This is a genomic window from Streptomyces sp. NPDC018833, assembly GCF_044390825.1.
In the GTDB taxonomy this organism is placed as follows: Bacteria; Actinomycetota; Actinomycetes; order Streptomycetales; family Streptomycetaceae; genus Streptomyces.
In genome coordinates, this window is record NZ_JBIRZM010000022.1 from 100,211 (window position 1) to 126,012 (window position 25,802).

Consider the following 25,802-nt stretch of genomic DNA (forward strand, 5'->3'; position numbering starts at 1 on the left):
CACGGTGAACTTGTTGTGAATGAGCTTCCTCCTCCCGGCGGAGGTGGTGCACCCTGCGACCGCCGCAGGCATACGCGAAGGGGGCCCCGCTTGCGCGGGGCCCCTTGAGCTGTGCAGACGTCCTCTATTTCGTCATCGCGTTTCCAGCGATGCTGCTCACCAGCTACATCGAGCGGCGCCTGATGGGCTCCGGCTCACGGGGCACCCCGCCACCGTCCTCACCACTGAGGGACGCGCTCGGCGTATGCGGCCCGGATACCGGCCGCCCGTCATGGTCGAATCCCCCACTCGATGTCCCGGCCAGGAAGGTGTCTGACATGAGCAAGGGCGCGCCCGAGAGTGCAGCCGCGGCCGGTCTCCAAAACCGGCGGACGCCCTGATGACACGGCGTTCCTGCGCACCAGCGGCGTCAGCAGGTCCTTCCATGGACGCCAAGTCCTCAAGGAATCGACGCCAAGTCCTCAAGGAATCAAGGAAGCCGACTTCCGAATCCGCGGCGGCGAGATCGCCGCACTCATCGGCAAGCCGACGAACATCACGCCGATATTCGGGTGGTGCAGCGTCACGACCATTGCTGTCGAGACACCTTTGCTCGACCGTTCAGCATTCACCCACATCCGGAAGCCAGGCAGCCGGATGATCGATGAAGATATTGGAAATGTAACCACCGAGGTCCGGCAAGTGCGACCAGGCGGCATTGTTGCGGCCCGCCGTTTCCACCGTGCCGCCGAGCGTCTGGCACCCCACCCGCACCCGGGTCGGCCCCGCCAGGACGGCGACGACCGGCGCATCCTGGCGCGGCTCGGCGCGGACGTTCACGCCGGTGCCACAGGTGACGAACATACCGGGCTCGGTGCCGCCGCCGTTCCCTCCACCTCCGCCGAGAATGGGCAGGTTCCAGGGGTGGGCTTCGTCGCACCGCGGGTCGGCCACTACGGAGATGTGGAAGTGCTTGTCGTGCGGGTTCGCCCCGTCGTACGGCGCCCACTGCCAGTCGCGGTTGGTGGCGATCCGGCCGTTGGCGATGACGTACTTGATCCGGGGATCACGGCTCGCGAGCAGCTGGTCGGCGATCTCCTGGATGTTCAGGCCGTGTGTCGGGTCATGGGTGAAATCCCGGGCCGTGACGATCCCCGGGCCGTACCACGGATTGTGATCGCTGGCCTTTCCCTTCGCCTGGTGCGCGGCGTCACCCACGCCACCATCGCTGGCGATATTGCGGCCCGGAAAACGGGCATTGATCTGATGCAGTAGCGTTTCGAGGCTGTTCGCAACGCGTGTCATGGCACTCCCTCCCAGTTGAATGCGTGGAAAGAGCGGAGTGAAGTCGCTGATCTCACTATACGCATGAATAACGAGTGCCACGACCGGAGTTGTGGAATTGGCTCGACGCGCGACGCGAAGCCATCGGGTCCATACTGGCGGTGTGCGGACGATTCTGTTTCCCTGTCAACAGATCGGTGGTATGAAACCATGGCCGCGACCGCCGGGGTTCTGCATATCGCGCCCTCCGTCGCGCCAGGCGACCTCGGCGGACGGTCACGGGAGTACTTCTCCTACGTCACGTACGAGGTCAACTAGCCCCGTAGCACGGGAGCGGACCGCATGAGCAGCGGATGGATATGCGACAGCTGCGGCCACAGGGAGCCTGTCGGCGCGCGGCGGTGCAGCGAGTGCGGGGAGCGCTTCACGGGCAAGTGGATACAGCCGCCTCCGCCGCCCACGCCCCCGCCTCCTCCTCCCCCGCCTCCTCCTCCACCGCCCCCGCCCCCGCCGCCTCCCCCTCCTCCGCCTCCGCCTCCGCCCCCTCCGCCGCCTGTCCGGCGTCCCGACTGGCGCGCGTTCATCCAGGCCGGTGGGACGATCCAAGGACGGGCGCGCGATGTGCGGCTGCGGACCGAGGTGTCCGGAAGCTCGTCGGGAAGCACCTGGACCACGGTGGTGTGCACGTTCCGCGTGGAGATGTACGACGAATACGGTCGCTCGCTGGTGCTGGTGCCGGTGGAGATGCGGGGCCACGGATTCGACGGAGCCCTGAGCGACGGTGACCGGGTGCGGGTCGGCGGCCGGGTGCGGTCCGGGACGCTGCGCGCGCCGGAAGTGCAGAACCTGACGACCGGGGCGGTCGTCAGCGCCAGGCACACGCCGAAGATCGTGGTCGGGATCGCCGTGGTCCTCTTCCTCGCGTGGATCGTGTTCATCGTCGTGCTGGTCAGCGGCTGACCAGCACGACGGGCGCTAGCGCCGTTGCGGGATGGGCACCCGCAGGTCCACCATCCGGTAGTCGCTGTCGCCGTAGGGCTGCAGGAGAGCGAGGGCCGCGTAGCGGTAGTCGATCCCGTGCGGCGTCCGCGACGCGGGGCGGCCACTGCGGCTCGTCGGCCATTCGACGTCGCCGGTGAGCACCCTGGCGGGGATCACCCAGTGGTCACCCCTGCGGTACGTACGAGGCTCGCTGTCGCTGCGTTCGAACCGCACTTCGATGCCGTCCTCCAGCGGAAGCCACTCGCCCTCCGAGACCGGCAGGCTCCGTCCCCCGTCCAGGGGCTCGGCGGAACCGCCGTCACGGCTGCCCCACCCGGCCGCCCCGTGGTCCCAGCGACGCAGGTACGGATGGTGCTCGGGCACCCGGCCGCCGGTGGGGTGGTGCGGATCGTCGGCCGGCACCGCGTCCAGCAGCACCCTGCAGCCGGCGTGGTCGATCTCCTTGATCGTGTAGAGCCGGGGGGAGCGCTCCGCGAGGTCGTCGGTGGCGGCCCGGCAGACGGAGGCGTCGTCGATGATTTCGACGACGTCGCCGATCTCCAGGCCGAGCTTGTCGTCCCTGCCCAGCGTCTCCAGCTCGACCGAGGGACCGGAGACGGATCTGATCGGGAGGACCACCGAGCCGTTCTCCCGGGACCACTTGAACGTCGCGGTCTCCGCCGTTCCGGCCTGATGCACCTCGACGCGGTAGAGCTGGTTCTCGGGCCCGCGATAGCCGGACGAGGGAGACAGATCACAGGGGACACTGTCGTCCTCGGGGCGGCGGGCCCGTGCGGCGAGCAGCCCGCGGGGCTTGTACATACGGCCGAGGCGCTCGCGCAGGTACCGCGTCGCGCTGCGCATGTCGGGATGGAAGGCGTGGGCTTCCAGGGGCATCCAGCACACCTGCCAGACCACCCGGGTCCGCGCGGCCGTGTCGGGGCCGTTCAGTCCGAGGGCCACTTCCCGGATGCCCGGAGCTTCGACAGCGGTGACCAGACGCTCCCACACCCGCAGATAGACCAGGAACGGGCCGTTCGGCAGCCGGTCGCCCTCCCTCCCGGGGTCGAGGTGGCCGTCGGGCTGCTTCCAGTAGTCCGTGCCGTCGCACTCGCACAGGATGCCGTCGACGTACATGCGTCCCGGTGCCAGGGTGAAGTTCTCCCCGTCGAACGCGTCGACACCGAACCCGCCGAGGGTTTCGTCGTCGGCGTCGGACGGGTACGCCGCCGGCCCCAGGAGATCGGCGGCCAGGGTACGCAGATAGTGCAGAAGGATCGCCGACTGCTCGTTGATCTCGGAATCGAGCTGTACCCGGCCCTGTTGGGACAGCACGGCCGAGAACCGCCGGGCGGGGTCGAAGGTGACACGCGAGAAGTCGGCGTGCATGGGTGCTCCCTGACTGAAGCGATGGTGGACTTGCCTGTCGTCGGTGGTGGGGCGGCGGCGTCGCGGCCGCTGGTCCCGTGTGTGGGCTCAAGTGGCGAAGAACAGCCCCGCGTCGCATCCGGCCGGTGTGAACTCGGCCAGCCGGACCCGGAGGTTGTCCTCCCGGAGGAGCTGGAACAGGTCGTGCAACGCCCCCGGCTCCGCCCCGTCGTGCGCGCCTCTGGTGATCTCCTCGGCACACCCGTCGGCGAGCCGGACGTAGTCGGACGTGCCGTACCGGGTGCCGGCGAACCGCAGGGCGACGCGCTCGGGGTCGCCGGAGTGCTCGGGTTCGCAGTGGAAACGGGGCGGGGTGCGGGAGCCCGTCGGCAGCCAGCAGAACCGTACCGAGCCGTGCGCGCGCCGGGCGATCTGCACCTCCCCGTGCAGCAGGCAGTCTTCCAGCAGGTCCACGGCCCGGGTGCGTACGACTCCGATGACGGTGGTGCGGTGCGCCGTGAGGACGGCGTAGGCCGGTTCACCGTGGGGACCGGTGAGCGCGGCGGCGTCGCGGCCGGTGGCGTCGAGCACGGAGTCGGAGAGGGTGACCACATTGGGTTCGGGAGCTTCGTCGGCGCGGGCGATCCCGACGGTGCCGAGGACGCTGTGCTCCACGTCGACGCGGACCGGACTGTCGAAGATCTCCAGGCCGGCTGCATCAGGGTGCCGCGGCTCGCTCCGGGCGCCGAGTTCCCAGCCGGGCACGAAGGTGCAGTGCCGGATGGTGAGCCGTCCCACGCTCCCGCGCACCTGAACGCTCCCGCCGGTGACGATGAGGCCGTCCAGGACCAGGTGCGGCGGTGGTTTCCTGCCTGCGGCGACGTGGATGTCGTGGATGTCATGGACATCGGAGTCGGTGCCCGCGGCCTCGCCGGTGCCGGAGTCCGTGTCGGTGCCCGCGGCCTCGCCGGTGCCGATGATCTCCAGGGCACGCGGGCGGTCTCCGGACGGGACCGGCAGCCGGATCACGGGCCGTACGCCGTCCACAGCACGGATGGTCAGGCGGTCTCCCGGGTCCAGGCGGATCTCCGTGAGGTCCTGGTACAGGTCGTTCCCGGTGATCTCGACGACTGCCTCCGCCTTCTCGGGGTGCCACCGCTTGTCGGAGCGCCACTGGTCGATCGCGTCACTGATCCGCCGGTACTGGGTGCGATCAGGCTCGCCCGGCCCGACCTCGTAGCGGTTCGGGGCGGCTGTCACGGCGGCCGCTCCGGGCCGTGGGTACTCGCCGCCGCCCAGGTCCGCGGGGAAGGCGTGGTGATAGGTCACGCGGATGTCGTGTCCGCCCGCGGGGACCTCGCCCGGCGGGAAGGCGATGCGGCCGAGGACCGGGTCCAGGGCCACCTGCCCGGACCGAGGCCGGTAGTGCCATCCGGAAAGGTCCGCGGACACGATCCGTTTCAGCGCGACCACGCCGCGGCCGGTCCACACGCAGACACTCTTGGACGGGCCGTAGTAGTCGTACGGTCTCTCCGCCAGGGCTCGTCTCCTCAAGGGTGCCGGGACGTTCATCTCGTCGGCGACGTGGCAGGGCGACGGTTCGGGCACCGGTGCGGTGAACAGCGGAGTGTCGTTGCCCAGGACGCTGAAGGTGTAGCGGCCCTCGGCCCGGTCCACGCACAGCGCCGGAGTCCGCGTCACCGAGTGGGTGCGCAGCCGCCACACGTGCAGGCCGACGCCAGGGATGCCGTATCTGCCGGGGCGGCGGACGGATCCGGTGCGGGGGACCTCGACCGTACGGGCCAGCTCGTCGAAGGGCCCGCCGACGCGGTCCAGGACGTCGACGTGCCGCACGTCGACCAGGCCGCCGCGGAGCAGCCGCCGGCGCGCGTCGTGCGGATCGGCGCCGTAACGGCGGACCGGCTGGGTGACCGCGAGCAGGCGGCGGTATTCCACGGCGCGGGCGGACCAGCCGGCGACACCCGCGGCGAGGTCCTCCAGGAGGGCGAGGGTGCCCTTGCGGCGGCGGTGCGCGATGGTGTCGGCGACGTCGCGTCGGGGCACGGTGATGGCCGTCGGCCCGTTCGCGGAGCCGGCGGCGACGTCGGCCAGGGCGGCGGCGGTTCCCGGCAGCAGGCGGTGGCCGACGAGGTCGCCGATGTACGGCACGACCCAGTCCTCGCAGGTCTCGATGAACCAGTTGTCGTAGAGCTGCTCGATGTCCTCCTCAACTGTGCGGACCTGTTCGGCGATGACGGACAGCAGCGCGTAGAGGCGGTGGCCGTTCTCCGCGTCGAGTCTGCGGTGGACGGCGGGCAGCAGCGCGTACAGGTCGTCGGGCGTCATGGAATCCTCCGCAGCACGAGGGTCTCCGGCAACGCCGGGTCGACAAGAGCGAGTTGGGCGGGGCGCAGGACGCGCCGGGTGGCGGCGGCGTCCGGTGTGCCGCGTGCCCCTCCCCTGGCGCCGCCCTTGGGCCCCTGCGACCCACGCATGTGGTCGAAGGCGGCGTCCACCGGGGGGGTCGTGGTCCCGCCACCGGGCGCCTGGCGGACCTCGCGGTATCCGGCGGGGAGGGCCATCACGCAGGGTTCGACCGTGGGGTGGGTGGCGAAGCGGACGATGTCGGCGGCGTCGGAGCCCTCCGGTACGCCGCCGAAGGCGTCGACGTCGAGGAACTCGACGCCCGGCACCGCCTGCGCGACGGCGATGGCGGCGCTCAGGAAGACGGGCCGGCCCAGGTCTGCCGCGGGGAAGCCCAGCCGGGCCAGCAGGGCCTCCCGGACCAGCCGTTCGACCTTGTCCGGCGAGTGGTCGGGCGCCGTGCGGATGCCGAGGGACAGGACGATCCGGACCCGCTCGCACGCCTCCACGCGCACCGGCAGGGCCGGATCCCCGTACCGGCTCAGAGCCGCCCGCAGCGAGGCGAGCAGCAGGGAGCCCGGTTCGAGGGGGGCGTCATCGGCGGCGGCGACGGTGACGTGCACCAGTTGGCGGCTGCCGTCGACGCAGCGCCGCGCTTCAGCCTTGCCGACGCCGGCGAACGCCCGGGCGAAGTCCTGGTAGTCCTGGACCGACACCAGGCGGTCGAGGGCGGCGAGCCGCAGTGGCACCCCGTGCCGGGTGTCTTCGGGGCCGTCGGCGTCGGCGCCTCCGGTGGCGGGCAGCGGATTGGTGACGCCGCTGACCCCGAGGGGCTTGGTGACCACCTGGCTGAGCTGCCCGGCGGCGACGTTGCCCGCGGCGCCGCCGCCGATGCGGTACCGGGCGGTGACGTTCTCCGTGCCGGTGGGGAGCCGGGAGCCGCTGCGGCCGTCGCCGAACTCGACGGCCGCCATGCCATCGGCCCCGACGCGCAGCCGGTAGGCGTGGGCGGCCGGATCGGCCACGGCCAGATCGGTGGTACGCCGCCAGGCCACACCGGCGACCCGGACGGTGAGGGCCTCCTTGCCGCCGTCGGGGTGGGCCGCCGGGAGCCAGGTGAGCGGTCCGTGGCGCAACGGGAAGACCTGTCCGGCCTGGGTGGCGTCGCCGCTGCCGAGAACCTCGCTGCGGGTCTCCCCGGCCGTCGCGGGAACGACGTTGCCGTGGATGGCGACGGAGTCCCTGCGGTAGCGGCGTGCGAGGGGGGCGGTCAGCTGGAGGGTGGTGCGTACCCGGTCGTCGAAGGGCGTGCCGTCGAGTCCGTGGTGCGCTCCCGCGAGCCTGACGAGTTCGGTGCCGGGGATTCCGGGGGTGTCCCGGGCGCCGGTGCCGTCGCCGGGGAGGATGTCGGTGCGTTCCCCGGAGACGATCAGCAGGCGGCCGGGCGTCAGCCCCTCGTAGGTGCCGTCGAGCTGGATCCGGTCCCCGGTGACGTCGGAGAGGTCGGGCCGGGCGCCGAGCGGCAGCCTCTCGCCCGCGGCCCATACGGTGGTGGCGCGCAGGACGGCGAGGTCGCCGGGGTCCTCGGTCCACGGTCCGGCGAGGCGCAGCCGGGTGACCCGTACCGCGTGGTGTTCGTCGGCGACGGCGAGCTGAGTGACGTCGGTGACCCGGATGATGCGGGCTCGTCCACCGTCCGCCTGCTGGACGGCGATCCAGCTGCCGGGCAGGATCGCGTCGTAGACCGCGTCGAGCATGAGGACGTCGTCCGGGAGGCCGCCGCTCTCCCCCGCCGTGGGGGAACCGGCGGCGCGGAGCAGGCTGGTGACGCGTGCGTCGTCCGGGATGGTGGCACCGAACGGTGTGGCCTTCACGCGGAAGCACTGCACGCCCGGCGGGTCGGCGGCGGTCAGGGAGACGGCGCCGAGGGCACGGTAGAGCGAGTCGGTGAGGTCGGGTCGGTTGCCGGCCACCAGGCGGGGCAGGGCGTCGGAGCCGGGGCTGAGGACGTCTCCCACGGGCGCGGGCGAGCCGCGGTCGTCCCCGCGTGGCCGCGGCTCGCGGCGTCCCAGTGCGCGCAGCAGCGGATTGAGGGCGCGAAGGATCCATCGGCCCGGACTCTGCCGGTCCGCCAGCAACGCCTCCCTGCCCGAATCGCCGGGCGGCCGGCTGACCGGGGTCGCGTCGGAAGCACTGGCGTCGATCTGCCGGGCGGCGGCGCGGATGGCCGCGAGACGGACGTCGGCCCTGTCGAGCACGGCGCCGGTGTCCGGTGTGTCGTCCTCGCCGCCGGCGATGCGCTCCCGGACCTTGCGGATCCTGCTGTCGAGGGAGGCCGCGAGCGCGTCCGGGTCGTGCAGGACGTCGGCCTTGCGGCGGACATCGCGCACCAGCCGCAGCACGTCCTCGAACGGGCCGCCGGACGGCCTCTCGCGTGCGGTCTCTTCCATGTCCTCCTGGAGTGCCCGCACCGCCTCGTCGAGTTGGTGTCGCGGGTCGGGGACCTTCAGGAGCACGGTGGTCCGCCCTTCCTGGGCGTCCAGCTCGATGCCCTCCGCGACGCGGATCAGGTTCAGGCGGGGGTCGCCGAACGTGAAGAGCAGAAGGTCGCCCGGCCGGAGATTGGGCTGCAGGCCCTCGACGGGGAACGAGCGCACATGCGCGGCGACGTCTGGGCTGATCGACGCGGGCGTGGTCTTGCGGACCGGGAGCCGGTTCCATTCGGCGCGGGCGGTGAGGGCCGTCGCCGTCTCGAAGGTCTGGGGGAGTCCGCCGGGCGGGGGCGCGCTCTTGACCTGGGAGCCGGCCGGGACGGTGGCGTGTGCGTCCGCGTCGAGGGTGTAGGCGAGGTGGGTGGCGGCGGCGAGGGCGGGACGCGGCCGGTGACCGACGAGCCGCCCGAGCCGGATCAGGGACTCCTGTTCGGTGGCGGTGCGCAGGTATCCCTCGTTGGCGATCCGTTCCTGATAGAAGGTCAGTACGTCGGCGACGACGGCCCAGCCGTCCAGCAGGGCGATCGTCGGGTCGTCCGGCTCGCGGGTGGTCAGGTCCGCGAGGGCCCCGGCGTCCGAGCCGTACAGCCGGGCCAGCATCGCCTGGAGGAACCGGTCGTAGGTGCCCACGCGGTAGTTCAGCGCGGGCAGCGCGGGCCGGTTCCGCACCGGCGCCGGGGCGGCGGTACGGGCGGCGGTGTCGCAGCCGCAGCGGCAGGTGGTGTCGTTCATCGTCCTCCTCGCAGGCGGAGGGTCAGCCGTCCGTTCTCGGGGCGTGCGACATCGGCGTCCAGCCGCGCGATTTCCAGGGCCCCCAGCCGTAGCTCCCCGGACGGCGGTACGTCGGGGCCCGGGCGTCCGCCGTGGCCGGCGGAGTGGAGCCGGCGCAGCCGGATGACGTCGGCGTGCCGGACCCCGGGGACGCTCACCGCGACGGCGACGAGTTCGCTGGCGCGTACGGGGGTGCCGAAGGTGAGGGCGTCGGGGTCGAAGAAGCCCCGGCCGCCATCGGGCCGTACTCCGGGTCGGAGCCGGTTCATCAGCGCCTCGCGGACGTGGCCGGCGATGTGGTCGGAGTCGACGAGGACGTCGAGGGCCACGTCGAGGGGCACCTGGAGGGCGGGGCGGGTCACGACGTCGTGGCCGATGCGGCGGAAGCGGTACAGGCTCGACCGGACGTCCTCCAGCAGCCGGTGGGGCACGTCGTACGTCCCGATCGGGTCCAGCGCCACATCGGCCTCGTACCAGCTGCCCGTCCAGCGCAGGGCGGCGGCGGCCCGTTGCATGTCGGGGCGGCGGGCGGCGAGGGTGGCGTAGTCCTCGGCGGTGACGGCGCGCAGCAGCTTGCGGAACGGCTCGCGCGGTGCCGCCAGCCGTACTTCGGCGACGGATTCGGGATCGGTGCCGCCGGTCGCGGGCACCGGATTGCGTACGCGGAGGACGCACTTGAGCTCGGTCCCGCGGCAGACGATCCGGTTGACGGCTTCACTGCCGAGGTTGCCCGCCCGGCCGTTGCCGGTGCGGTACGTGGCGCAGAGCTTCGTCCCCGGGGGCGGCGCCGCTCCCGCGCGGCCGTCGCCGAACCTGATCCGGAGCATCCCGTCGTCGTCGGTCTCGCCCACCACATGGCGGTCGCGGGGGCCGCTGGCCAGCAGATCTCTGCGGGGCGTCCAGGCGTGCTCCGGATGGGCGCCGTCCTCCTCGGTCTCGCCCACCACACGGTGGTCGCGGGGGCCGCTGGCCGGCAGATCTCTGCGGGGCGTCCAGGCGTGCTCCGGATGGGCGCCGTCCTCCTCGCAGCAGACGATGCGTACCTGGGGCAGCGCCTCGCGGGGGTCGGGGTTCAGGGCGGCGGACACGGGGCCGTGCAGGGCGGGGTTGTCCGGGTGGAGCGCCCGCGCGGCGTCCTCGCCCCAGGTCTGGGTGAGCTCCCAGTCGGTCTCCGCCGCGTCGAGCACGTAGCCGGACCGGGCGCGCCGGGCCAGTGCCTCCAGGCGCCGCAGTTCGGGTTCGAGGTACTCGTCGAAGCGGGTGAGCAGCGGGGTGAGGGTGCGCCAGGGGCCCTCGGCGTCGAGCAGGCCGTCCAGCAGTTCCGTGCCGAACAGGCGTCCGAAGTAGGCCCGGTCGTCCGGGGAGGGGTCCGCCGCGGCGTGCTGGAGGTCCCGCAGCCGGTCCCGGGCCCGGTCGGCGATACGGAGCAGCTGCCGGGCCTGCGCCGCGGCGACGTCCACCGGGCGGGGGTGCGGAGCGGACCGGGTGACGGGGGCGCCGCCCAGCGTCGCGACGAAGGGCCGGGGGCGCCCGGGGGGTCCCGCGGCGGGGCGCCAGGGGTCCTTCGAGTGGCCCGGCAGGGGCGGAGCTCCGGGAGGCCGCGTGGTCACCGGGCCGGGTACGGGGACCTGCTCGGCCGTGTCGTCGGAGAGCCAGACGTTCTCGATGCCGTGCTCGACCAGTACGGCGTTGCCCCGGGCGACGGCGACCTCGACGGGACAGCCGTGGGCCGTGTCGCGGGATCTGACGCACAGGGGAAAGGCCAGGGCGTCCTCGTCCGCCCAGGTGACGTCGAGCACCTGGGTGCCGGACAGTACGTCGACGTCCCCGGTGACGTCGGTGAGCCGGACGGCCTGCCGGTGCGTGGGGTCGCGGTCCGCCTCGTGCCCCGTCCCGGGCCCCAGGACCTCCTCGAAGACGAGGACGTCGCCGGGGACGAGCTCCAGCACACGGCCCCCACCGTGTCCCGGGGACGCCTGGTCGAGCAGGGTGGCCCGGGTCGCGCCGGTGTGCAGGTGGTACTCGTCCTCGCCCCAGGTCCACAGCGAGATGCGGTTGTGTGCCGGGAGCAGGACGACGTCCCGCCGCTCCATCGGCCGGTAGACGGGGTGCGGGCTCGACTTGAGCAGTGCGGCGGGGATCGCCGGGCCGCTCGCCTGCGGGATGCCGTGCTCGGGGAAGGCGGTGAAGGCGAGGGAGTTGAGGTGCACCGTGACCCTCGCCTCCGTCTCGACGCACACGACGGTGCGAGCGGCACAGCCGTCGTGCATCGGGTAGTCGACGAGCCGGGCGTGGCGTCGCACGGAGGTGCGCAGCCGTGCCGTGTCGAGGTACGCCTCGGTGGCCACGGCATCCTGCTGGTAGCTGAGCCGGTCACCGATGTGGGCGAGGAGTTCGACGAGGGTGACGCCGAGGTCGGGTGCGCGCCGTTCGCTCCACTCCGGCATGGTGAGCGCGAGTCGTTCGAGGAGCAGTCGGCGGAAGCTCGCGTAGTCCTTGGCCAGGTAGTCGATCGCCGGCGCGGGGTGCGGCGACGGCGGGTGCCCGTCCACGGCCGGGGCGTGGTCGGGGCGCACGAGGCCGGCCGGCCGGAACGTGAACTCCATCCGGTCGTAGCGGCGGTCGAAGCCCCAGCCGAGTGCGCGCAGCTGGTAGCGGGAGTCGTCGCCCGGCCGGTCGAGCGTGAGGACCAGCCGGTTCGCGGAGCGGCGCTGCGACTCCGGCTCGGTGTGGTGGCCGACGCGCAGGATCCGGATGCCGGTGACCCGCCGCCCGCCCTCGATCAGGAAGCTGTGACGGTCCAGGCGTTGCGGAAGCGTGCCGAAGAAGGACACGGTGAGGGTGCGCCGCTCGGCGTCCACCGTCACGGTCTCGATACCGGCCAGCCCGGCGTTCCGCACCGCGGCGCGGCGGTGCTCGTCGTCGCGTACCGGGCTGGTCATTGCGTGGTCCCGCCGCGGAAGAGTGTGCTGTGGCTCTCGCCGGTGGCCGTCAGCGCGTAGTTCACCCGCACCGAGAGGCTCGACTCCTGCGCGGTCACGGTCAGGGACTGGACGGTGATCAGGTCGCCGAGCCAGCGCTGCAGGGCGGCCTGTGCGGTCATCTCCACGGTCGCGGCCAGTTCCGGGCTGTTGCCGGCGAAGACGAGGTCGAGCAGTCCGCAGCCGAAGTCGGGCCGGTTCACCCGCTCGCCCGGGGTGGTGAAGAGCACCTGCTCGATCATGTTGCGTACGTGGCCGGCATGGTTGGTCTTCGCGGTCCGGCCCCGTGCGTCGACGCGGTACGGGAAGTCGATGTGCACGCCGGTCACATCCCCCGGACCCGGAACTGCACGGCATGCACCATCGGCGGGTTCGGCGGCGGGGTGCCGATGCCGATCGCCGGGGCGATGCCCGGTGGCGGCGTCGGCTGGAGCAGCACCGGCAGGCCGTTGACCAGCACCCGGCTGGAGGTGTGGAGCCAGGTGACGCTGGTGCACGGGGGTGCGCCCATGGACATGGCCGGGAATCCGCAGCCGGCGACGAGGAACGTGTCCGCGACCGTGGCCACGGGCTGCGCGCCGACCAGGACGCGCTGCTGGGAGGGCGCGGGAATCATCACCTGTCCCGGCGGATGGGCGCACATCATCACGGCGCCGAAGTGGAGCAACAGTCCTGGCATGCCGACCTCACTGCACCATCAGGGCACCGCCGTTGACGATGACCTGTGCCCCGACGAGCTGGATGCTGGCGAGCCCCGGCCCGCAGGAGATCTCGATGGACATCTCGTTGACCTTGATGAACGGGCCGTTGTCGCCGTGCAGTTGGAGCTTGATCCCGCCTGCCGGCCCGGGCAGGTCACTGATGACGAGGGCGTTCTTGGACGGTGTGGCGAGGACGATCTGCGGGATGCCCGGCGGCGTGGCCTTCGCCGCCGACGGTACGTCGTCCGGTCCGCCGCGCCAGTACCCCATCGCCACGGCCCTGTTGGGGTCTCCGTCCAGGAACCGCACCCACACACCGGCGTCCGGGGGCGGAACGACGTACATGCCGCAGTCCGCCCCCGCCAGGGGGGTGAGCGGTGAGGCCCAGACGCACACGTCGTCGCCCAGCACCTCCGGTACCCGTACACTCAGCCGGCCGGCGCCGGTGGGGTCCACGGCGGAGACGACCACTCCCTGGTACAGGCCGTGCCACGTGTTCACGGTCCCGGCTGTCATGGGGTCACCACCTGTGTGTTCGTGACGAGACCGTCCCTGACGAGGCTGAAGTCCTGCTGGTACCGCTCGCGGGTGATGTGGTGGGTGACCTCGCGCACGTAGTACACCCCGTCGTACGCGGGGCCCGCGCCCCGCACGCCGACCAGGTGCCGGGCGCTGAGCACCTGGCCGTACCGCAGTACGTCCAGTGTTCCGTGGCCCGTGACGGCGTCGGCGGACCGCACGGCGCGACCGAGGCCGCTGAGCAGGGACTGTGTCAGCGACCTGCCGGTCTGGCCGGTGAGCGGGTGCTCGCGTACGGGTGCCGCCGGGCGTGCGGCCAGGCGCCGGTGGAGCAGCCCGGGGTCGGGGGCGGAGACGGCGGAGACCGTTCTGGAAGCGGGTTCCACGCGCCGGGTCGTGTGGCGCGCCGCGGACAGCCCGTCGAAGGCGAAGCCGAGCTCTTCGACGTTGTCCGCCGCGCCCCATCCGGTGGTGAGGGCCGGTTGGGGCTCTCCGTCGCGTTGCTGCGGTCCCCAGTAGGCCGTGCTGACTCCGGGGGCGGGTCCGGGTTCGATGTGGAAGACATGCCCGACGTCGGCGGCCATGGCCCGGAGGTACGCCAGGTCGGTCGCCGACTGGACGGGGATCTCCACGACGGGATTGGGGATGTCGCTGAGCGCCGGGGCGACAGCCCGCGGGGTGATCCCGTACTGGGCGTACGCGGCGCACACCGCCATGGCCCGCAGATGGGGCGGCAGGCCCGGATAGCTTCGCTCGACGTGCTCCAGGTCCATGAGGAGGGACAGGTCCTCACCGGTCACCGTCAGGAAGGAGGAACCGGCAACGCGTCCGGGGTGCATCTCCTGACGGGTGATCAGCCCGTCGATGAGCACATGGGACCGTCCGGCGACCACGGCCACCACGATGACGCGCTTCTTCGGGTCCAGCACCCCCTCGGGCAGCATCACCCGGGTCAGCTCGGACCGTGCGCTCACCGCGAAGGTCAGCTGGAAACCGCTCGTCGAGCCGCTGGACGAGGTGATCCGCGCGGTGTGCAGGGCATCGATGAGCACGGCGGACACCGGACGCGGCACCACGTCCCCGATGAGCAGCATCAGCTGCAGGTCCCGTGTCATCCCCGGGCCCCGCGGGGTTCCGTGGTCGCCGGTACGCCGACCGGCAGGGTGATCCGCAGGCGCCGGCCGACGGCTGCGGTGAGGTCCTCGGGCCGCATCGCCCGGTTGGCGTCCGCGAGTTGCCAGGACTGCTCCGGATCGCCGAAGCGCCGGGCCGCGATCCGGTCGAGGCGGTCCCCGGGCGCGACGATGTGCTCGCCGATGGTCATCAGTTCCTCGGGCCGGGGCAGGAACCGGCGCCGCACATAGGTGACGGTCCGCCCGTCGGGGAGGGTGTACGCCGCCGTGGCGATGCTGTGGTACCTGCTGGTGGGCTCGAACATGTCTGTCTCCCTCGGGGGTCCGTCACCCCGCTCACGTCTCCGTGTAGCCGACGGCGCCGGGGCCGTATGCGACGAGTGCCGCGAACCGTTCCCGGCTCTGCTGGTGGCGGAGGTAGAGGCCACCGGCTTTGTGGGTGAAGCCGACGTCGTCGACGGTGAGGACCCGGACGGACAGCGCCACCCTCGCCCGCACGGGGTTCAGTTCCCCGTCGTAGGCCTCCTCCGTGACGGTGAAGTCCATGATGCGTACGGGCAGGACGCGGCGCCGGCCGAGCACCAGCACCGGCAGCGGAGCCTCCACCGGGGCGATCTGGAGGATGCCCCTCGACGCCATGTCGTTCTGTTGCGTCAGCTGTGCGCTCGTGGGGCAGACGGCCGTCTCCAGCGCCGACAGCGCCCCGTACAGGTCCCCTCCGGCGGCGGGCGCCGCACCGGCGGCCGACGTGGGCTGGTCCACCACGTCGAACTCCGCGTCGATCTGGAAGGTTTCGAGCGGCGGCCCGTGCAGCCTCAGCGCCTCCAACCGGTCCCCGGTGTCGCCGCGGCCGTCCTGCGGCTGGAGCGAGCGGGTGATGCTGTCGGGGTTGTACTGGAACGGCACGACCCGCAGGACGCGTCCCTGCTCGGGATCGAGGAAGACGAAGCCGCCACGCTGCGGTGCGGGGGTGGTCATGGTGCCGGCTCACCCGCCGTCCGTGGTTGCGTCATCGTGGACCTCCCTGCTCGGCGGCACGCAGACTGCTGTGGATGGCACGGGCGATGTGGCGGCCCAGGGCCGCCGGGCCGATGTCCACGGGCGCGTCGGGCACGAAGGCGGGCGCACAGGGGATGCGGCGGTCGCGGTGTGCGACGACGGGGTCGCGCTTGAGAAGTTCGGCGAGTTCGGCCTCCAGAGCGGTACGCAGGACCCCCACTTCCGACGGTGCGTTGATGTGGTCGAGCACCAGGCGGCCGATGCGCACGTCGATACGGGTGGCAGCCGTGTCACTGCTGCCGACCGTGCAGGTCTCGGTGCCGATGTCCGTGGTCGTGTCGATGCTCATGCACGTGGTCGCGGTGTTGTTCATGTACGTGGTCGGGTTCGTACTCACGTCACCTCCACCGCCGTGTCCGCGTCCAACTGCTCGGCATCCGTACCGGTCAGAGGGCTGTCGACGCCGTCGACCCGCAGTCTGAGCGCGTACCGGCCGGGACGGCCGTGCGGCGACCGGAACCGGACCCGGAGCGTACGGGTCGCCCGGGCCACGGGTTCCACGGGCACCGGCAGGTCACCGACCAGCAGCTCGACCCGCTGTCCGGGGTGGACCTGTGGTGTGCACCCCACCTTGAGCGTCACCGTGCCGTCGCCGTCCCGTGCGGCGGTCATCGGCAGCCGGCCGGTGATTCTCGGCATCACGTCCAGTGGGCGGCTGCGCGTGGTCCGTTCGCTCCCGTCCGGGGCCGTGAGGACCACGACCACCGACCAGCGGCCGGCAGCGTGGTCGTCGGGGAGTGTTGCGCGCACCTGTGTGGCGCCCACCGCTCGGGCCGGCAGGACGACGGGCCCCCCGAGCAGAGGATGCGTGAGGCGCACCGACGGCAGCCCGGCGTCGAGCCTCCCCCCGGTCAGGACGAGGCCGGCGCCCGGCGCCGCCACCGCGGGAGTGAGGGCGTGCAGCTCGGGCCACGCGCCGACGGTGGTCGCGGCTGCTGCCTCCGGGCCGCGGCCTTCCGCCCCGCGGCGCACGACCGGCAGCGGCGCGCGGCCCGGTACCGAGCTGTCGATCAGCACGACACGGGCCTCGTACGCGACGGACGGCCGGTACCTCGCGCCCAGGGCCGTCCAGAGCCGGCACATCTCCTCGGTGCTCATGACGGCCGGGCTGATCCTCACCGGTTCCTGCTGGAGATGCAGATCGCTGAAGCCCGCGGCGGAACCGATGTCCGCAGGACGCAACACGGGCCGGTCGTGGAAGGCCGCCATCGCCGCGCCGAGGAGGCGGTGGGCGGCCGAGTGGTCGTCCCCGCCGGTGCCGTAGGCGGTGACCATGTAGTGCAGGACGAGAGGGATCGGCGGGCGGTGTGTCTCACCGGGGCGCGCGCCCACTGGGTCGGTGTTGCGCCAGGCGCCGTCGACGGTCATCCGGTAGAGGAAGAGGTTGAGTACGGCCCCGGCCGCTCCGGCGGCTGCTTCGTCGGGAGGACGGGCCGTCACGATTGTGCCGTCGAGCGTACGGCCGACGGCATCCTGGAGGACGACCCGCAGGGTCTCCGTCGCCGCGGCCACGGCGAGGGCGTCGCTCACGACCGCCCCCGGAGATATTCGTCCAGGCCCAGTCTGGGCCGCCGGTCGGAACGGGCCGGGCAGTCGGGCGACTTGGGAGGGGCGTTACGGACCTCGAGCCGGTCGATGGTGATGCGCACGACGGTCTCAGCCGCACGGGGAGCGCCGTGGCCGGCAGCCGACACGGTGACGTCGGCGAACGAGGGAGACGAGGGAGACGAGGGAGACGAGGGACCGGAAGGCCGCTCGCGACGGCGCCGCGTGCCGGGGCTCAGCGAGGGAAGCCCCACGGAACCCGTAGGCGGCGGGGCATGCGCCGTACGCCTCGCACCCTCTTCCGCCAGGGCTGCTGCCACGGCCGGCACCGCAGGCACCGCAGGTGCTGCCGGTACCGCGGGCACCGCCGCCGTGAATGGTGTGGGTGGCTTTGGCCTTGCGGCCGGATCCTTCGGGCCTCCCGACGACGGATGACGGGGCGGCACCCGCTCCTCCGACACGGGACGAGCCTGGGCGGGTTGGGCGGATTGGGCGGGCTCGGCCCCTCCCGGCCTGTGCGGGGAAACGCCCGTCCCTTCCGGCTGGTGGGGGGCGGCGGTCTCGGGCACCGGTCGCTCGCCGGTGACGGAACCCGCGGCAGCGGATTTGCCGCGCAACGCCTCCGTGCCGACGCCGCCCTCCAGGCCGAGGCCCTGACGCCGGCCTTCGCCCCGTCGTCGGCTCCCGGGGGACTCGGTCGCCCTCGATCGGGACAGCATCGCCTCGGGCGGCATCCGCTGTTCCTCCTGTTCCTCGCCCAGGCGCACGCCGGGTTCGGTCGCCTCCGGCTGGCAAGGGGCGGAGGCCACGGGCACCCGCTGCTCTTCCTCTGCCGCGCCCTCGTGCATGCCGGGTTCGGTTGCCCCCGGCCGGGAGGGGGAGGAGGTCACGGCAACCCGCAGCTCCCCCGCTGCCTCGCCCTCGCGCGCGCCGAGTTCGGTCGCCCCCGGCCGGGTGGGAGCGGAGGTCACGGGCGCCCGACGCTCCTTCGCGACGGGACCCTTCGCAGGGGTCTCGCCCGCCGACATGCGTGCGCCTGCGCCCGGCTCGTACGGCACGCCGTGGCTCTTCGGTGCTTCGCGGCCGGGGCGTGGAGATGCCTCCGACGGCGGGAGGGGTGCCGTATCCGAGGCGCGGGGACTGTCCCCTCGGGAGCCCGGACGACGACCCGCGTCGTCCGGCAGGGGTCCGCGTTCGGCCTCGGCTGTGCGCCTGGCAGCGGGCGGGAGCGGGTGCCGGCCAGTTGTACGCGCCGGCCTGCCAGGGGGCCGCCCTCCGGCGTCGGCCTGGGCCCGCGTGATCGGGTCCGAGCGCGATGGGGTCGGGTCCGGGACCGAGGGGGTCGGAGCCGGGGTCGGAACCGCTTGCTCCGTCCGGCCCGACACCGACTGCGGATGCGGCGAAGAGGAGGGCGGCTGTGTCTCGCGCGGGCGGGTGGGTTCGTTCCGTACGGCCGGGCGTCCCTCATCTGTGGCTGCAAGAGGCATGCCACCAGGCGCAGTGGCTTCGTTCCGTACAGCCCGATCGCCGACCTCGTCGGCCGGGCGGTGCCCCGTCGCGGCCACGGATTCGTCCCCGACAGCGACAGAAGCGTCACGCTCGGCGGATCGGCCGTCCTGCGCGCTGGGAGCAGCCTCGCCGACGCGAGGAGGATCCGGTGGCATCGGCTCCGGTACGGAGTCCGGTCCCCAGACGGAAGCCGGTTCGGGGACCGAGGCAGGCGCCGGTGGCAGGGGGGTCCACGGCTGCCCAGGCGGGTCGGCCGGTTGAGGCGTCGGCGTTTCCTGGGAGAGGAGCCCGGCGGGCGACGCCGGAACAGCACTGGGGGTCACGCCCCGGCCGCGCACCAGGCTTGGGCGAACGGCTGCTGCGACGGACCACCGCGGCTCGGCCGGCGCCCGCTCCGGGTCACCGTCGGCGCGCAGGCGCGGCGCGGCCGGGTCGAACACGTTCGGCAGCAGAGGCCGCAGTCTCGGTCCCGGTTCCCGGAGCAGTCGGCCGACGAAGTCACTCATCCGGCAGCGGCCTCCAGGTAGAACTGGCGTCGCGCCGGGCTCACCGTGAGAACGTCGGATTCCGACCAGCCGTACGCGCGGGCCAGCACGTGGATGTCGTGCAGGAGCCGGCGGGCGTAGGCGTCCACTTCGGCCCATAGGTGGTCGGCGACGTCGAGTGCCGCCCACCATTCGTGGTGGCAGCGGGGGCAGTTGAGGGAAAGGACGGTGTCGGCGCCGGGATCGACGTCCGGCAGCCGCTGCGCCACCTCTTCGAGCACCTCGTCCGGCAGGGCGTCCGTCGGCGGCTCGACGCTCACGACACATCTGCTCAGGAGCGTGCGGCGGGCCTGGGGGTCGGCGGGGACGAGCCCCAGCAGGTCCCGACCGGTGAGTGCGCGATACGTGATCTGGTACGACCCGGCCGTCAGTCCGGCGGTCATCGGTCCTGGGCCATGGGCAGGGGCGGTACCTGTCCCGGGCGTCGCCCGCAGTTCCTCCGCACCGACCATGACCTCGAGGGACTCGTCGCAGGCCGGGCAGTCGATGGTGCAGGGCAGGACGTCACCGAAGGAACCGCAGCGCAGGTCCAGGAGCAGGGACCGCAGGGCGGCCAGTGGGCGGTCCGCGACCTCCTCGCCGGCTGGTGCGGCGGCTGCGGCGAGCAGGAGAGCGCGTACCGGCGGTTCCTGCCGGACCCCGCTCTCCCATACGTCCAGCATCTGCGCCTCGGTCAGTTCCGGCTGCACAGGGTCACCCGGACGCGGTGTCGCTGAACTGCGGCAGCTCGGGCGGGTTGGTGCGTTCCCGCACCCAGCCGTGGTGTTCCACGGTGATGCGCTCGAAGGCGACCTCGTTGGCGTTGGCGTCGAGCTCGGGCAGGCCGTGGTACTCCGATACCCAGCACTCGCGGACGGAGTAGGAGAGCACCTGCTGGCCCCCCTCGTCGAAGACGTCGATGATGAGGTCCCGCCGGAAGTCCTTGAGGGAGGTCTCCAGGCCGCCCGAGGAATTCCGGAGGCTCCAGACCCTGTTGGCCCACTCCTCGAACGCTGTGTCGACGGTGCAGCCGCGCTCGAAGGTGATCGGCTCGTACTCGGTACGGCCGGGGAGCTTGCGGCTGGATCCGGGATCACCGCCGTCGCGGTGCTTGATCACCTCGGTGGTCCGCCTGAGGCCGCTGACCTTGCTGATCCCCGCGATGTACTCCGTGGCTCCGCTGAATTTCACCCTGAACCGGAAATTCTTGAAGGGGTCCCGGCGCGTCACTTCGGGCATCAGGTGTCCTCCTAGACCTGGATCTGTCCGGCGAGCTGCTGAATGTGGATGATGACGAACTCGGCCGGTTTCAGCGGCGCGAAGCCCACCTGGATGTTGACGATCCCCCGGTCGATGTCGTTCTGCGGGTTGTTCTCCTTGTCGCACTTGACCAGGTACGCCTCCTGAGGGGTCCGGCCCTGGAAGGCGCCCGCGCGGAAGAGCGAGTTCATGAAGGCCCCGACGTTCAGCCGGATCGACGCCCACAGCGGTTCGTCGTTGGGTTCGAAGACCACCCACTGGGTGCCCCGGAACAGGCTCTCCTCCACGAAGAGCGCCAGGCGGCGCACCGGCAGGTACTTCCATTCGTCGGCAAGGCGGTCGTCGCCGCGCATGGTGCGCGCTCCCCACGCGACGGGTCCGGCGGCCGGCAGCCGGCGCAGACAGTTGATGCCGAGCGGGTTCAGCCTGCCGATCTCCAGATCGGTCAGCTGCACCTCCAGGTCGCTCACGCCGTTCAGCGACGCGTCCGTGCCCGCCGCGGCCTTCCACACGCCACGTTGCACGTCGGTACGGGCGAGGACTCCCGCCATGACGCCGCAGGGCGGGAACGCCGTGGGCACCCCGGCACGCAGGGGGTCGGGCGCCATGACGCGGGGGTAGTACACCGCGGCGTTCCTGTGCGAGTCCGTTCGAGGGATCGCGGCGCTCACGACCTTGTCGACCGTGACGGTGCCTACGGCCCCATCGCCGGTCCACTGGCGCGGTGGGTCCACCAGAAGAATGGCGCGCCGGTCGAAACACAACTTCAAGGCCGCGGTCTGGAGCGCCTCTGCGTCGCCTTCCGTCAGTTCCATCCAGGGATGGTGGAGATCGGGCAGACAGAGAATATTGAAGATGTCGGACTTGCGAAGCGCGTGCAGGCCGGTCTTTTTCTGCTCATCACCCTCGTAGTCCTCGCGCTTCGGAGGCTTGTCGCTGTCACCCTCGATCTCGGCGGTGGAGTGGTATTTGGCGTCGGCGAAGTGGTCGCCATCCTTTGCCTTCTCGTTCGCCGCGGGAAACTTCACGGGACCCGGGACCAGCTTGACGAGCTGTGACGATGCCAAGAGGTGCTTGATGTTGCGCGGGCTGTCCTCCTCGACGCTGACGTTGAGGTACTTCTCCTGCACACCGCTGCCGGAGTCATGGATGGTCAGGTTGAACAGCCTGTCCCTTTTCCCTGCCTTGGGCTCCTCTTCCCCCTTCTTGACCTCCTCCGAGGTGTCGTGGTCGACCCTGCCACGCAGGTACCCTCCCCACTGCCCCGGGCTCGCGGCCTGGAGGCTGAGCGGGGCGGCGGAGGAGCGGTCGGCTGCCGGGTTTCCGGCCTCCTGGCCCGAGTCCTCCTCGGCATTCGCGTCGGCGCCGGTGTCTCCTTCGGCCTTGCGCTCCGCTTTCGCGCCCCCGGACGGGCGGGGAGGACGTGCCGACGAGCTGCCGATCGCGGCCTGCGGCTTCCCGAGAGGAAGGACCGCGGTGGCGTCCCTCGTATTCGCCACCCTGACGATCTCGGCCTCGCTGCCGCCGTTCAGGTAGAACTGGTAGACGGCGTAACTCATCGGGCTGTTCGCTTGCAGACCGCCGAATGTCGCTTCGTAGTCGGCCCAGCCGGTGATGTGCACCGGGGTGTCGACCGGTCCGCGTGGCGCGTAGCCGATGAAGGCGGCGACCGAGGTCGGTACGCCGGTGATGGTCCTGACCGAACTCTTGACCTCGTTGATGTAGACGCCGGGGTATGTGGCGTTCACAGGCATGAAAGCCTCTTCTCTCCATCCTGGATACGCCTTCCCCCGTCAGCCGCCTTGGATGTGCGGGCAGACCGACGGGGCTGTGCAGACGCGAACTGGGATGACACGGCTCGTGATCCATCGTCACCGTACGCGCGACGGGCGTGCCCAGCGCGCTGAGCGCGGGCGTCTGCTTCGATCAGGTGATGATCTTGCGCTGATCAGCGGGCCCGGTCGGTTCCGTCGGGTCCGGTGAGTGGGCGGCCCCCGTGCGTCGGGTCGTGCTGACAGGGCTCTGTGTGGAGTGGCCGACCTCGGGTAGTCGGTCAGGAAAGAGACGAGGACCGGATGGGGAGGTGAGTGCGATGCTCGCGCTGGCGCTCCTGTTGGTGCTGGCCACTGGCGCATTCGCCGCCATCGCCGTCGTGGAGAACTTCTCGGGCGGGCCTGACTACACCGTGGAGATATTCGGCAACCAGATCGCGACGCTGAGTGCGCCGGGACTCTTCCTCGCCGGTGCGGGACTGGCCCTGCTCTTCTGTCTCGGGCTGGCCTTGCTCGCCTCCGGACTGAAGCGGCGGCATCACGTGCGTGAACGCGTGCCGGACGCGTCCGCACCAGGGCAGCGGGAGGCAGACCGCCCCCTGCCGTCACAGCCGGTTCACCGCCACCGCGGCTGGCGCTTCAGGCATTGACGAATCCACCGGTGCGTGGCGGTGGTTCGAGGTCCTTCCCACTCCTCGAAACGACTCCGCCCACGGCCCTCGCCTTCTGGCAGCCGGCACACATGTCAGGGGGCTCTCGCCACCTTGGTCGGCCTGAGCCCCGTGAACAGGTCCTTCACAGGCCGCCCCACATTGCGTGGTGAGGGCGTTCGGCGTGGGTTCCTGGTCCGGAGTCGGCCTTCCTCGTGGTGTGTCCGACGGGGTATGTGGTCAGCGCCGGCGCGCCTCACGCGCCCGCGTCGAGCCCGGGAGCGCCCCAGACCGGGAACCAGCGGGTCAGGTCCGGCTCGATGCGCAGGTCGGTCGTGAGCAGGGCCCTGATCTCCAGTTCGAGCGCGTTGTCGCGTCTCTGCGTGCCGTCGGGCAGCGGCGCGAAGGGATAGAAAGTGCCGCGTTTGTAGAGGTAGACCAGTGCCAGGACGCGCTGCCCCGCCGCCTCGCGGAAGCCGATCAGCGAGCAGAGGAGATGCGGGCCGAAGCCGGCGTCCTGAAGGAGGGTGTTGACGGCGTGCAGGTCGTTGACCAGCGAGGCCGTGTCGTCAGCGGGGTGCCGGGCGAGGAGCCAGGTGTAGTCGTACGCGTCCTGGCTGAACTCGACCGGTACGCCACCCCGGTCGGTGTCCGCGTCCAGCAGATCCCGCACCTCCTTCCGGAGCTCGGCGAAGGCGCCGCCCTCGACGCGGGCGAAACACACAGCGCCAATGCCGGTCGGGGTGAATCCGGCCCCGGCCTGGAGGGTGATCGCGGCGGACGGCAGAGCGAAGAGCTGGTCGAGGTCGGGACGTACCGGCTTGCTGCGGCCGAGAATGACATCGAGGAGTCCCACAGGAGAACCTCCGCTCCCGATCTAGGGACGGCCGAGCCGCGCCGAGATGCGGCCGAGTTGGTCGAGGCGCTGCTCGAGTGTCGGATGGGAGGAGAGCAGCCTGCTGAGGCTCTCCTTGGAGGAGAACGCGGGGGCGAACCAGAAGGCGTTGAACGGCTCGGCCTTGCGCAGGTCACGGGTGGGGATCTTCGCCATCTCGCCGGTCACCTTGGTGAGCGCGGAGGCGAGTGCGGACGGGCGGCCCGTGAGCAGCGCGGCGGCGCGGTCCGCGGACAGCTCGCGGTAGCGGGAGAGCACCCGAGTCAGCAGGAAGCTGATCACGTACACGACACCGCTGATCAGCGGCACCAGGATCACCGCGATGGCGGCGTTGCTGTCACGGCTGTTGCGGCCGAGTCCGCTGTAGAGCGCGACGCGGGCCATCATGCCCGCGAGGACACCGAGGAACGACGCGATGGTCATCACCGCGACGTCGCGATGGGCGACATGCGAGAGCTCGTGCGCGAGGACACCCTCCAGCTCCTCCGGATTCAGGCGGCGCAGCAGCCCGGTGGTGGCGCAGACCAGGGCAGACTTCTGGTTGCGGCCGGTGGCGAAGGCGTTCGGCACGTCGCTGTCGGCGATCGCCACCCGCGGCTTGGGCATGTCGGCGAGGGCGCAGATGCGGTCCACGGCGCCGTGCAGCTCGGGCGCCTGCTCGGAGGTGACCTCGCGGGCCCCCATGCTGTAGGCCGCGATCCGGTCGCTGAACCAGAACTGGACGACGAACAGGCCGCCCGCGATCAGCAGGACGACGGGCCAGGAGTCCCGCAGGAGGACGAGCAGGACACCGACGAAGACGACATAGAGCAGCCCGATCAGGAACATCGTCGTCACCATGCGGGTGGCGAGCCCCCGATCCGGGATGTACCGCGAACGCGACCGGGCGCTGGTCATCCCCATCACCTCCGCACGGCCATCGCTGTACCTGCCCTTCTGCCAGTGTGCTCCTCTCCCGCATGCGATGGACATGCGCGTTGGGTCGGACACTCCTGACCTGCGGGAACAGAGGCCGCTGTACGGATGTGGCTACCGGACCGTCGAGTCCCGGCTCCGCCTCCCGGCTCCGCCTCCCGGCTCCGCCTCCCGGCTCCGCCTCCCGGCCCAACCCGGCGAGGGTGTGGATCCGGACGCGGCGGGCCGGCGTGGCAGCATCGAGCGCATGAGGGAACGGATCACTGCCGCGTGTGACGGGGCGTCGAAGGGGAATCCCGGGCCTGCGGCCTGGGCGTGGGTCATCGCCGGCGCCGACGGAGAGGTGGCCTCCTGGGAGGCGGGACCGCTCGGCCGGGCGACGAACAATGTCGCCGAACTGACCGCGTTGCGCCAGCTGTTGGAGGCCACCGACCCAGCGGTGCCGCTGGAGGTGCGCATGGACTCGCAGTACGCGATGAAGGCGGTCACCAAGACCGCCGCGGGCACGCCGGTGGCCAACCGGGATCTGGTGGTGGCGATCGACGAACTGCTGGCCGACCGGGACGTGACCTTCGTCTACACCCCGGCGCACCAGATCGACGGGGACCGGCTGAACGCGGCCGCGGACGGTGCGGCCGGCCACACCGCCCGTACGCAGCAAGCGGCAGGCTCCGCGGCCGGGTCGGCTCTGCCGCCGCCCGACAGCCCGGCGCAGGGGCCGGCAGGAGCGGAGTCCCGCCGACCCCGGTCGGCGCGGCGCTCCCCGGCGTCCTCCCGCGGTTCGGTCACCGCGAAGTTCCCCGGCCGGTGCCGCTGCGGCCGGCCGTACGCCAAGGGCGAGACGATCGCGAAGAACGCCGACGGCTGGGGCCACCCCTCCTGTGCCTCGTCGAGCGCTCCTGCTCCCTGAAGTCGGCCCCGGCCGACCAACGGCGTCAGGCGGCTCCCGGCCCGGACGAGCGTGGTCGGCCGTCCCAGGCGGTGGGGGCCCCCCGCCGGGCGGCGGGGGGGGGGCCCGCGCGCGCCCCCCGGGGGGGGGGGGGAGCGCCCGGGGCGGCGGGGTTTTAAAGCACCGCGCGCAGGCGGGGGGGCGGCGAGCC

The 25,802-nt window shown here is 71.9% G+C and carries 21 protein-coding genes; 3 read left to right on the top strand and 18 right to left on the bottom strand.

Translation table 11 applies throughout. The features are described from left to right. Nucleotides 1-600 precede the first annotated feature (600 nt). Nucleotides 601-1,284, bottom strand: a complete 684-nt coding sequence (locus ACH5AF_RS31995; RefSeq protein ID WP_398906564.1) for a hypothetical protein — start codon at nt 1,282-1,284, stop codon at nt 601-603. Between the two features lie 600 nt (nt 1,285-1,884). Between ACH5AF_RS31995 and ACH5AF_RS32000 the strand changes: the two genes are divergently transcribed. Further along, nucleotides 1,885-2,223, top strand: a complete 339-nt coding sequence (locus ACH5AF_RS32000) for a hypothetical protein (protein WP_398906565.1) — start codon at nt 1,885-1,887, stop codon at nt 2,221-2,223. A 15-nt stretch (nt 2,224-2,238) separates the two neighbouring features. Here the strand turns inward: ACH5AF_RS32000 and ACH5AF_RS32005 are convergent, their stop codons facing one another. The 15 genes from ACH5AF_RS32005 to ACH5AF_RS32075 all read right to left on the bottom strand — a co-directional run bounded on the left by ACH5AF_RS32005 (nt 2,239) and on the right by ACH5AF_RS32075 (nt 22,224). Next, entirely contained in the window at nt 2,239-3,633 is a 1,395-nt protein-coding gene (locus tag ACH5AF_RS32005; RefSeq protein WP_398906567.1) for a DUF6519 domain-containing protein, read from the bottom strand. An 87-nt stretch (nt 3,634-3,720) separates the two neighbouring features. Beyond that, complete coding sequence (locus tag ACH5AF_RS32010; protein ID WP_398906569.1) at nt 3,721-5,958, bottom strand: hypothetical protein; 2,238 nt, start codon at nt 5,956-5,958, stop codon at nt 3,721-3,723. Beyond that, nucleotides 5,955-9,200 (bottom strand): putative baseplate assembly protein, encoded by a 3,246-nt coding sequence (locus ACH5AF_RS32015; protein ID WP_398906570.1) that lies wholly within the window; start codon nt 9,198-9,200, stop codon nt 5,955-5,957. Before ACH5AF_RS32015 ends, ACH5AF_RS32010 begins: the two co-directional genes overlap by 4 nt. Further along, on the bottom strand, nt 9,197-12,181 hold the full coding sequence (locus ACH5AF_RS32020; protein ID WP_398906572.1) for a putative baseplate assembly protein: 2,985 nt from the start codon (nt 12,179-12,181) through the stop codon (nt 9,197-9,199). The genes ACH5AF_RS32015 and ACH5AF_RS32020 overlap by 4 nt, the downstream gene beginning before the upstream one ends. Next, complete coding sequence (locus ACH5AF_RS32025) at nt 12,178-12,540, bottom strand: GPW/gp25 family protein (protein WP_398906574.1); 363 nt, start codon at nt 12,538-12,540, stop codon at nt 12,178-12,180. Before ACH5AF_RS32025 ends, ACH5AF_RS32020 begins: the two co-directional genes overlap by 4 nt. Nucleotides 12,541-12,545: 5 nt before the next feature. Beyond that, a complete protein-coding gene (locus ACH5AF_RS32030; RefSeq protein ID WP_398906577.1) occupies nt 12,546-12,899 on the bottom strand; it encodes a hypothetical protein in 354 nt (117 codons plus the stop codon). A gap of 7 nt (nt 12,900-12,906) precedes the next feature. Beyond that, nucleotides 12,907-13,437 (bottom strand): phage baseplate assembly protein V, encoded by a 531-nt coding sequence (locus ACH5AF_RS32035; RefSeq protein WP_398906580.1) that lies wholly within the window; start codon nt 13,435-13,437, stop codon nt 12,907-12,909. Further along, nucleotides 13,434-14,555 (bottom strand): hypothetical protein, encoded by a 1,122-nt coding sequence (locus tag ACH5AF_RS32040; RefSeq protein ID WP_398906582.1) that lies wholly within the window; start codon nt 14,553-14,555, stop codon nt 13,434-13,436. The genes ACH5AF_RS32035 and ACH5AF_RS32040 overlap by 4 nt, the downstream gene beginning before the upstream one ends. Further along, nucleotides 14,552-14,878 carry a LysM domain-containing protein gene (locus ACH5AF_RS32045; RefSeq protein WP_398906583.1) on the bottom strand — a complete coding sequence of 109 codons (327 nt, stop codon included), beginning with the start codon at nt 14,876-14,878 and terminating at the stop codon, nt 14,552-14,554. Before ACH5AF_RS32045 ends, ACH5AF_RS32040 begins: the two co-directional genes overlap by 4 nt. 31 nt (nt 14,879-14,909) lie before the next feature. Beyond that, nucleotides 14,910-15,551 carry a hypothetical protein gene (locus ACH5AF_RS32050; protein ID WP_398906586.1) on the bottom strand — a complete coding sequence of 214 codons (642 nt, stop codon included), beginning with the start codon at nt 15,549-15,551 and terminating at the stop codon, nt 14,910-14,912. A gap of 31 nt (nt 15,552-15,582) precedes the next feature. Continuing rightward, nucleotides 15,583-15,969 (bottom strand): hypothetical protein, encoded by a 387-nt coding sequence (locus ACH5AF_RS32055; RefSeq protein WP_398906587.1) that lies wholly within the window; start codon nt 15,967-15,969, stop codon nt 15,583-15,585. Next, a complete protein-coding gene (locus ACH5AF_RS32060; RefSeq protein ID WP_398906590.1) occupies nt 15,966-17,162 on the bottom strand; it encodes a DUF4255 domain-containing protein in 1,197 nt (398 codons plus the stop codon). The genes ACH5AF_RS32055 and ACH5AF_RS32060 overlap by 4 nt, the downstream gene beginning before the upstream one ends. A gap of 2,026 nt (nt 17,163-19,188) precedes the next feature. Then, on the bottom strand, nt 19,189-19,920 hold the full coding sequence (locus ACH5AF_RS32065; protein WP_398906591.1) for a hypothetical protein: 732 nt from the start codon (nt 19,918-19,920) through the stop codon (nt 19,189-19,191). A gap of 4 nt (nt 19,921-19,924) precedes the next feature. After that, a complete protein-coding gene (locus ACH5AF_RS32070; protein WP_398906592.1) occupies nt 19,925-20,449 on the bottom strand; it encodes a phage tail protein in 525 nt (174 codons plus the stop codon). Nucleotides 20,450-20,460: 11 nt separating this feature from the next. Beyond that, on the bottom strand, nt 20,461-22,224 hold the full coding sequence (locus tag ACH5AF_RS32075) for a phage tail sheath family protein (protein ID WP_398906594.1): 1,764 nt from the start codon (nt 22,222-22,224) through the stop codon (nt 20,461-20,463). A 338-nt stretch (nt 22,225-22,562) separates the two neighbouring features. Here ACH5AF_RS32075 and ACH5AF_RS32080 point away from each other — a divergent pair, with 338 nt between their 5' ends. After that, nucleotides 22,563-22,892, top strand: coding sequence for a hypothetical protein (locus tag ACH5AF_RS32080; RefSeq protein ID WP_398906597.1), 330 nt, complete (start codon nt 22,563-22,565; stop codon nt 22,890-22,892). Nucleotides 22,893-23,148: 256 nt separating this feature from the next. On the opposite strand, the gene ACH5AF_RS32085 is transcribed toward ACH5AF_RS32080, so the two are convergent. After that, on the bottom strand, nt 23,149-23,748 hold the full coding sequence (locus ACH5AF_RS32085) for a hypothetical protein (RefSeq protein WP_398906599.1): 600 nt from the start codon (nt 23,746-23,748) through the stop codon (nt 23,149-23,151). A 21-nt stretch (nt 23,749-23,769) separates the two neighbouring features. Beyond that, nucleotides 23,770-24,684, bottom strand: a complete 915-nt coding sequence (gene htpX / locus ACH5AF_RS32090) for a zinc metalloprotease HtpX (protein ID WP_398906601.1) — start codon at nt 24,682-24,684, stop codon at nt 23,770-23,772. Nucleotides 24,685-24,949: 265 nt separating this feature from the next. Here htpX and ACH5AF_RS32095 point away from each other — a divergent pair, with 265 nt between their 5' ends. Beyond that, a complete protein-coding gene (locus ACH5AF_RS32095) occupies nt 24,950-25,612 on the top strand; it encodes a ribonuclease HI (protein WP_398906603.1) in 663 nt (220 codons plus the stop codon). Nucleotides 25,613-25,802: the final 190 nt, after the last annotated feature.